Source organism: Dietzia sp. E1 (assembly GCF_014145015.1).
Classification (GTDB): domain Bacteria; phylum Actinomycetota; class Actinomycetes; order Mycobacteriales; family Mycobacteriaceae; genus Dietzia; species Dietzia cinnamea_A.
Map to the genome: position 1 here is coordinate 1 of NZ_JAALDU010000263.1, position 5,543 is coordinate 5,543.

The following is a 5,543-nucleotide window of genomic DNA, read 5'->3' on the forward strand; positions in this document are numbered from 1 at the left end:
ATCGGTCGCGCGGGGGGTCAGTCGCGCGGGGGGTCAGTCGCGCCGGGCCCGCTCGTAGAACGCGACCGCGGCGGCGGTGGCCACGTTGAGCGAGTCCGTGCCGTCGGTCATGGGGATGGCGGCGCGCACGTCGCAGGCGCGCATGGCGTGCTCCGTCAGGCCCGGTCCCTCGGCACCCAGCACGAACGCGACCTTCTCGGCGTCGACGGCGCGGGAAAGGGGGGCCTCGGCGGCCGGGGTCAGCGCGATGGTGCGGAAACCGCGCTCGCGGAGGTCGTCGAGGCTCCGCTGCCACGTGGTCGGCGTGCCGGGCAGATGCGCGAACGGCAGCCGCAGCACGTGCCCCATCGACACGCGCACGACCCGCCGGTACAGCGGGTCCCCGGTGGCGGCGCCGAACAGGACCCCGTCCACGCCGAGCGCCGCGCAGTTACGGAAGATCGCGCCGAGGTTCTCCGGGTCGTTGACGCCCTCGAGCACGACGAGGGTGCGGGCCCCGTCGACGACCTCGTCCACCGCCAGCGGCCCGGGTCGGTCGGCGGCGGCGAGGATGTCACGGCTCGAGCGGAAGCCGATCACCTCGCTGAGGACGTCCTTGGTGGTGCGCAGGTAGACCGCGTCGCCGGCCCGCTCGTCGGCGTCCCACCCCTCGGCGGTGGCCTCGCGTCGCAGCTGCTGCAGGCGCGAGTCGGTGCCGAGCAGAACGTGGGGCCGGAAGCGGGACAGCAGCATGCGGCCCACCACGTAGGTGCCCTCGGCGATCACCAGTCCCCGACCGCCGGGCAGGTCGGGTCGGCGGTCGGAGTTGTTGAGGTCGCGGAGATCGTCCAGCCGGGGGTCGGCGGGATCGGAGACGTCGACGACGTGCACGGTTCGGTCGCTCCTCCCGCCGGCCGGTCAGGCCAGCGCGTCGGTGATGGGGCCGATCGCGAAGTAGAGGACGAACGCTGCCGCGACGATCCAGAGGATCGGGTGCACGGTGCGGGCCTTGCCGGTCGCCGTCGCCATGACGACCCACGCGATGAAGCCGATGCCGATGCCGTTGGCGATCGAGTAGGTGAACGGCATCGCCACGATCGTGAGGAACGCGGGCAGGGCGATGGAGAAGTCGCTGAGATCGATCTGCTTGATCTGGGCGATCATCAGCGCGCCCACGATCACGAGGGCGGGCGCGGCGGCCTCCACCGGGACCACCTCGTAGAGCGGGGTGAAGAACATCGCCAGCAGGAACAGCACGCCGGTGACGACGTTGGCCAGGCCCGTGCGCGCGCCCTCGGCGATACCGGAGGCCGACTCGAGGAAGACCGTGTTCGACGACGACGAGGTCAGACCGCCGGCGACGGCGCCGAATCCCTCGACCACCAGGGCGCTCTTCATGCTGGGCAGGTTGCCCTCGGAGTCCATCAGCTCGGCCTCCTTGCCGAGGCCGGTGAACGTGCCCATGGCGTCGAAGAAGTTGGCGAGCAGCAGGGTGAAGACGAACAGTCCGGCGGCCAGCGGGCCGATGCGGGTGAACGCCCCGATGAGGTCGACGTTGCCGATGAGCGACAGGTTGGGGATGCCGCCCAGGGAGTCCGGGATGACCGGCACCGCGAGGCTCCAGCCGGTGGGATTGGGCTCGCCGTCGACGACGGACGGGCCGGCGTTCGCGAAGCCCTCGACGATGACCGCGAACACCGCGGTGACGACGATGCCGATGAACAGACCGCCGCGGATCCTCCGGGCGACGAGCACGCCGCAGAGCAGGAGGCCGACGACGAAGACGAAGGTCGGCCAGGACGCGATCGAGCCGCCGATACCGAGGCCGACCGGGACGGTGGTGTTGGCGGCGTCCGGCAGGCGGCGCACGAACCCGGAGTCGACCACGCCGACCATGGCGATGAACAGGCCGATACCCACCGCGATCGCGGCCTTGAGGTCGGCGGGGACCGCGTTGAACACGGCGGTGCGGAACCCGGTGATCGCGAGGATCACGATGATGACGCCCTCGATGACGATGAGGCCCATGGCCTCGGCCCAGGTCACCTGCTGGGCGATCGTCACCGCGACGAGCGAGTTGATGCCGAGGCCTGTCGCGAACGCGAACGGGTACCGCGCGATGGCGCCGAACGCGATGGTCATCACGCCGGCCGTGAAGGCGGTGACGGCGGCGATCTCGACGATCGACAGCTGGTTGCCCTCGACATCCACACCCGAGCCGAGGATCAGCGGGTTGAGGATGATGATGTAGGCCATCGCGAAGAAGCTGACGAGCCCGCCGCGGACCTCACGCGCGACGGTGGAGCCCCGCTCGCTGATCTTGAAGTAGCGGTCGACCGCCCCGATCCCGGCGGGGGGCTGCGACGCGGCCCCGGTGCTCTGCGACATCTGGCGACCTTCCTGGCTATGGGTGGGGAACCGTCATAGAGTAACCGGCCACGTACCTGCGGTAGCGTCGCGGGCATGACGGATGAGGCGAAGGACACGCAGGTACCGCCGATCCCGACCTACTTGTTGGACCCGCGTCCCGTGGTGATCCTCGGGACGCTGGCGTGGACCCTGGCCCTGCTGGCCCACACGCTCATGACCGACGTCGACATGCGCACCGTGGTGCTGTGCGCGGTGGGGATCGGTGTCGGCGCGGTCGGCTCGCTCGTCTACGCGCTGCAGCGCCGCGCGGTCCTGCGGGGCAGCGCGGGCGCCCAGCGAGGGCTGGACTTCGACCGCGACTGAGCAGCGCTAGGCCTCGTCCGCGGGCGTCGACCCCTCGGCCCCCGACGCGGTCTCTCCGGTCCCGGCCTCCCCGGCCGAGGTGTCCCCCGCTGAGCGGGCGCGGGCCGAGGCGGCGAGCTGCTGCGGCAGGACCACCACGTCGACGGCCGCGTCGTCGTACGCATCGGGTACCGGCGGCGTCGTGTCCTTCGGCACCTCGGTCTCGCTGTGCGCGCCACAGCCGTACTCGAGGTGCACGGTCTGACCGTCCGCGGAGTACTCGTTGGCGCAGATCCCGAACATCGTGCCGAGCGAGCCGGCGAGGGGGACCAGGAACCCGCACGTGCCGCAGTGGTGTTTGGCGCTGCGGGCGATCTCGGTGTCGGGCCCCCGCTCGGCGGTCCAACGTTCGGCGGCGGCCGACCGGCCCTGCCGGCTCAGGTGGCGCGGACGTCCGAGTCCGATGGGACCGGCGGCCTCGTCGAGCGCCTCGTCTCCACTGGAGACGTACCCGGGGACGAGCCGCTCGTCGTCCTCCGCGGGTGGCAACAGATCGCCCGCGCCGAGGTCCCCGGGCCGGATCCGCTTCTCCCACGGCACCCACTCGGGCGCGACCAGCGCGTCGTCCCCTGGCAGCAGCGCGATCTCGTCGACCGTCACCTCACCGCCCGGGACGAGGGCGAGCACGCAGGCCCAGTACCACCCGCGGTACCCGGGCAATTCGGAGGCGAAACGGTGCGTGGTGGTGTACGCGGCCTCGACGGTGGTCCCGAGGTGCTCGCCCACGCCGGTGATGGCGAACTCCTCGGTCGCCGCCCGCGCCACGTCCACGGCCGAGGCCAGCCGCTCACGCAGCTCGGAGTCGAAGCCCGATTCCTCATCGGTGCCCGCGACGGTCGCCCCCTGATCCGTGCCTACCTCGGTGTTCACGTCCCCCATTATGCGCATCATCGCGGGGAGGGCGCGGTCCGGCCCGTCGTGCGGCATCCTTGGGGGCATGAGCAGTGTCCGCCGCCCGGTCGGCCCCCTCGTCGTGTCCCTGAGCCTGATCGCCGCGCTGACGGCGTGCTCGACCGGGGACGGGAGCGAACCGAGCCCCACCACCGCGGCCGGGACCTCGCTGGCGTCCTCCAGCGCGCCCGCCGGTTCGTCGTCCACCGGGTCCACCGCCCCGCGCGTCCCGGTCGGCCCGTCGGAGCCGCAGCCGGTCCGCGGTTCGGTCGAGGTCATGCGCACGCTGGAGCACGATCCCGCCCTATTCACCCAGGGCCTGCAGGTGGTCGGCGACGAGGTCTACGAGTCGACGGGCCGGTACGGCGACTCGGTGGTGCAGCGTCGGCCGCTCGAGGGTGGGGACGCGGTGACCGTGGAGATGGCGGATGACGAGTTCGGCGAGGGCCTGGCCGTCACCCCCGACACGCTGTGGACGCTGACGTGGAGGAAGGGGGTCGCCCACAACCGTGACCCGCGGACCCTCGAGGTCCGGTCCGAGGCCACGTACCAGGGCGAGGGCTGGGGCCTGTGCTTCGACGGCTCCGGGCTGGTAATGAGCGACGGCTCCGACACGCTGACCTTCCGGGACCCTGCCACGTTCGAACCGGTCGGCACCGTCGCCGTCACCTCGGGCGGCACGCCGGTGCCCCGGCTCAACGAGTTGGAGTGTGTGGACGGCGACGTCCTGGCGAACGTGTGGATGACCGACGAGATCATCCGGATCGATCCCGCCACCGGCGAGGTCACCGCCATCTACGACGCCGCGCAGCTCGGCCGGCCCCGGCCGGCCGACCCGGACGCCGTGCTCAACGGGATCGCGTCGCTGCCGGGCTCGGAGAGCCTCCTGGTCACCGGGAAGCTGTGGCCGCAGATGTACGAGGTGCGACTCGTTGGGTGAGCGCCCCCGGGGACCAGCACGGCGGGCCGCCGCCTCCACCGGGCGGGGGGTGCGCCGGATCTTCCACGCCGACGGTGCGGACCGCTCGGGGCTGGCGCCGCTGAGCTACGTCACCATCGCGAACTTCGCGTGTGACGCCATCCTCGCGGTAGCCCTCGCCAACACCCTGTTCTTCTCGGCGGCGACCGCGGAGTCACGCGGCAACGTCGCGCTGTACCTGCTGGTGACGGTCGCCCCGTTCGCGCTGATCGCGCCCGTCATCGGCCCTGCCCTCGACCGCCTGCGCAGTGGCCGTCGGCTCACCGTCTCGCTGACGTTCACCCTGCGTGCGGTGCTCGCGGTGATCCTCGGCCTGAACTTCGACACATGGCTGCTCTATCCGCTCGCCCTGGGCATGCTCGTGCTGTCCAAGACGTTCGGCGTGGTCAAGGCCTCCATCACCCCGCACGTGCTGCCACCGGCGCTGGACCTGGTCCGGACCAACTCCCGCCTGACGGTGCTGGGACACGTCGGCGGCAGCGTCGTCGCCGGGGCCGCCGCCGGCGCCGTGGCATGGATCTGGGACTCCCCCACCGCGCTATGGCTGCTCGCCGCGGTCGCCCTCGTGTCGGCCTACGTGTCCATGACGATCCCCGCGCACGCCGAGGCGTCGGAGGACGATGAATCCGCCACCCTGTGGTCGGGACACGGGGGTTCGGTGGGACGTGGCCTGCGCGCCGTGCTCACCCGGCCGCTCGGCAGGAACGTCCTGGCGAATCTCTGGGCGGTCTCGCTGGTGCGGTTCATGACGGGATTCCTCACCCTGTATCTGGCCTTCGTCGCCAAGGCGCAGGAGGACGCGTCCGCCCTCGAACAGGCGGGCCTGCTCGCGATCGCCGGCGCGGCCGGCGGGTTGGGCACCTTCGCCGGCAACGCGGTCGGCGCCCGACTGCCGCTGGGGCGCCCGGGCCGGATCACGAGC

6 protein-coding genes are annotated in these 5,543 nt (G+C 71.9%); 3 read left to right on the forward strand and 3 right to left on the reverse strand.

Annotation, left to right across the window (positions count from 1 at the left end):
• Nucleotides 1-33 precede the first annotated feature (33 nt).
• Together G6030_RS09540 and G6030_RS09545 are read right to left on the reverse strand one after the other, a co-directional pair.
• Nucleotides 34-870: an RNA methyltransferase gene (locus G6030_RS09540; RefSeq protein WP_007630509.1), complete on the reverse strand. Its 837-nt coding sequence runs from the start codon at nt 868-870 to the stop codon at nt 34-36.
• Between the two features lie 27 nt (nt 871-897).
• A complete protein-coding gene (locus G6030_RS09545; protein WP_007630510.1) occupies nt 898-2,367 on the reverse strand; it encodes an NCS2 family permease in 1,470 nt (489 codons plus the stop codon).
• Nucleotides 2,368-2,442: 75 nt separating this feature from the next.
• Here G6030_RS09545 and G6030_RS09550 point away from each other — a divergent pair, with 75 nt between their 5' ends.
• Nucleotides 2,443-2,712: a DUF2530 domain-containing protein gene (locus G6030_RS09550; RefSeq protein WP_131885779.1), complete on the forward strand. Its 270-nt coding sequence runs from the start codon at nt 2,443-2,445 to the stop codon at nt 2,710-2,712.
• Between the two features lie 6 nt (nt 2,713-2,718).
• Here G6030_RS09550 and G6030_RS09555 read toward each other — a convergent pair whose 3' ends face one another.
• Complete coding sequence (locus G6030_RS09555; protein ID WP_131885789.1) at nt 2,719-3,630, reverse strand: DUF3027 domain-containing protein; 912 nt, start codon at nt 3,628-3,630, stop codon at nt 2,719-2,721.
• Nucleotides 3,631-3,688: 58 nt separating this feature from the next.
• Between G6030_RS09555 and G6030_RS09560 the strand changes: the two genes are divergently transcribed.
• Together G6030_RS09560 and G6030_RS09565 are read left to right on the forward strand one after the other, a co-directional pair.
• Nucleotides 3,689-4,582 (forward strand): glutaminyl-peptide cyclotransferase, encoded by an 894-nt coding sequence (locus G6030_RS09560; RefSeq protein ID WP_131885778.1) that lies wholly within the window; start codon nt 3,689-3,691, stop codon nt 4,580-4,582.
• The coding region (locus tag G6030_RS09565; protein ID WP_182642979.1) for an MFS transporter at nt 4,575-5,543 on the forward strand (969 nt) is incomplete at its 3' end. The genes G6030_RS09560 and G6030_RS09565, both read left to right, overlap by 8 nt.

What these genes read in the sequence shown, in the direction of transcription:
- G6030_RS09550 (WP_131885779.1), top strand. Translation starts at nt 2,443, where the DNA reads ATGACGGATGAGGCGAAGGACACGCAGGTACCGCCGATCCCGACCTAC.
- G6030_RS09560 (WP_131885778.1), top strand. Translation starts at nt 3,689, where the DNA reads ATGAGCAGTGTCCGCCGCCCGGTCGGCCCCCTCGTCGTGTCCCTGAGC.
- G6030_RS09555 (WP_131885789.1), bottom strand. Translation starts at nt 3,630, where the DNA reads ATGGGGGACGTGAACACCGAGGTAGGCACGGATCAGGGGGCGACCGTC.
- G6030_RS09545 (WP_007630510.1), bottom strand. Translation starts at nt 2,367, where the DNA reads ATGTCGCAGAGCACCGGGGCCGCGTCGCAGCCCCCCGCCGGGATCGGG.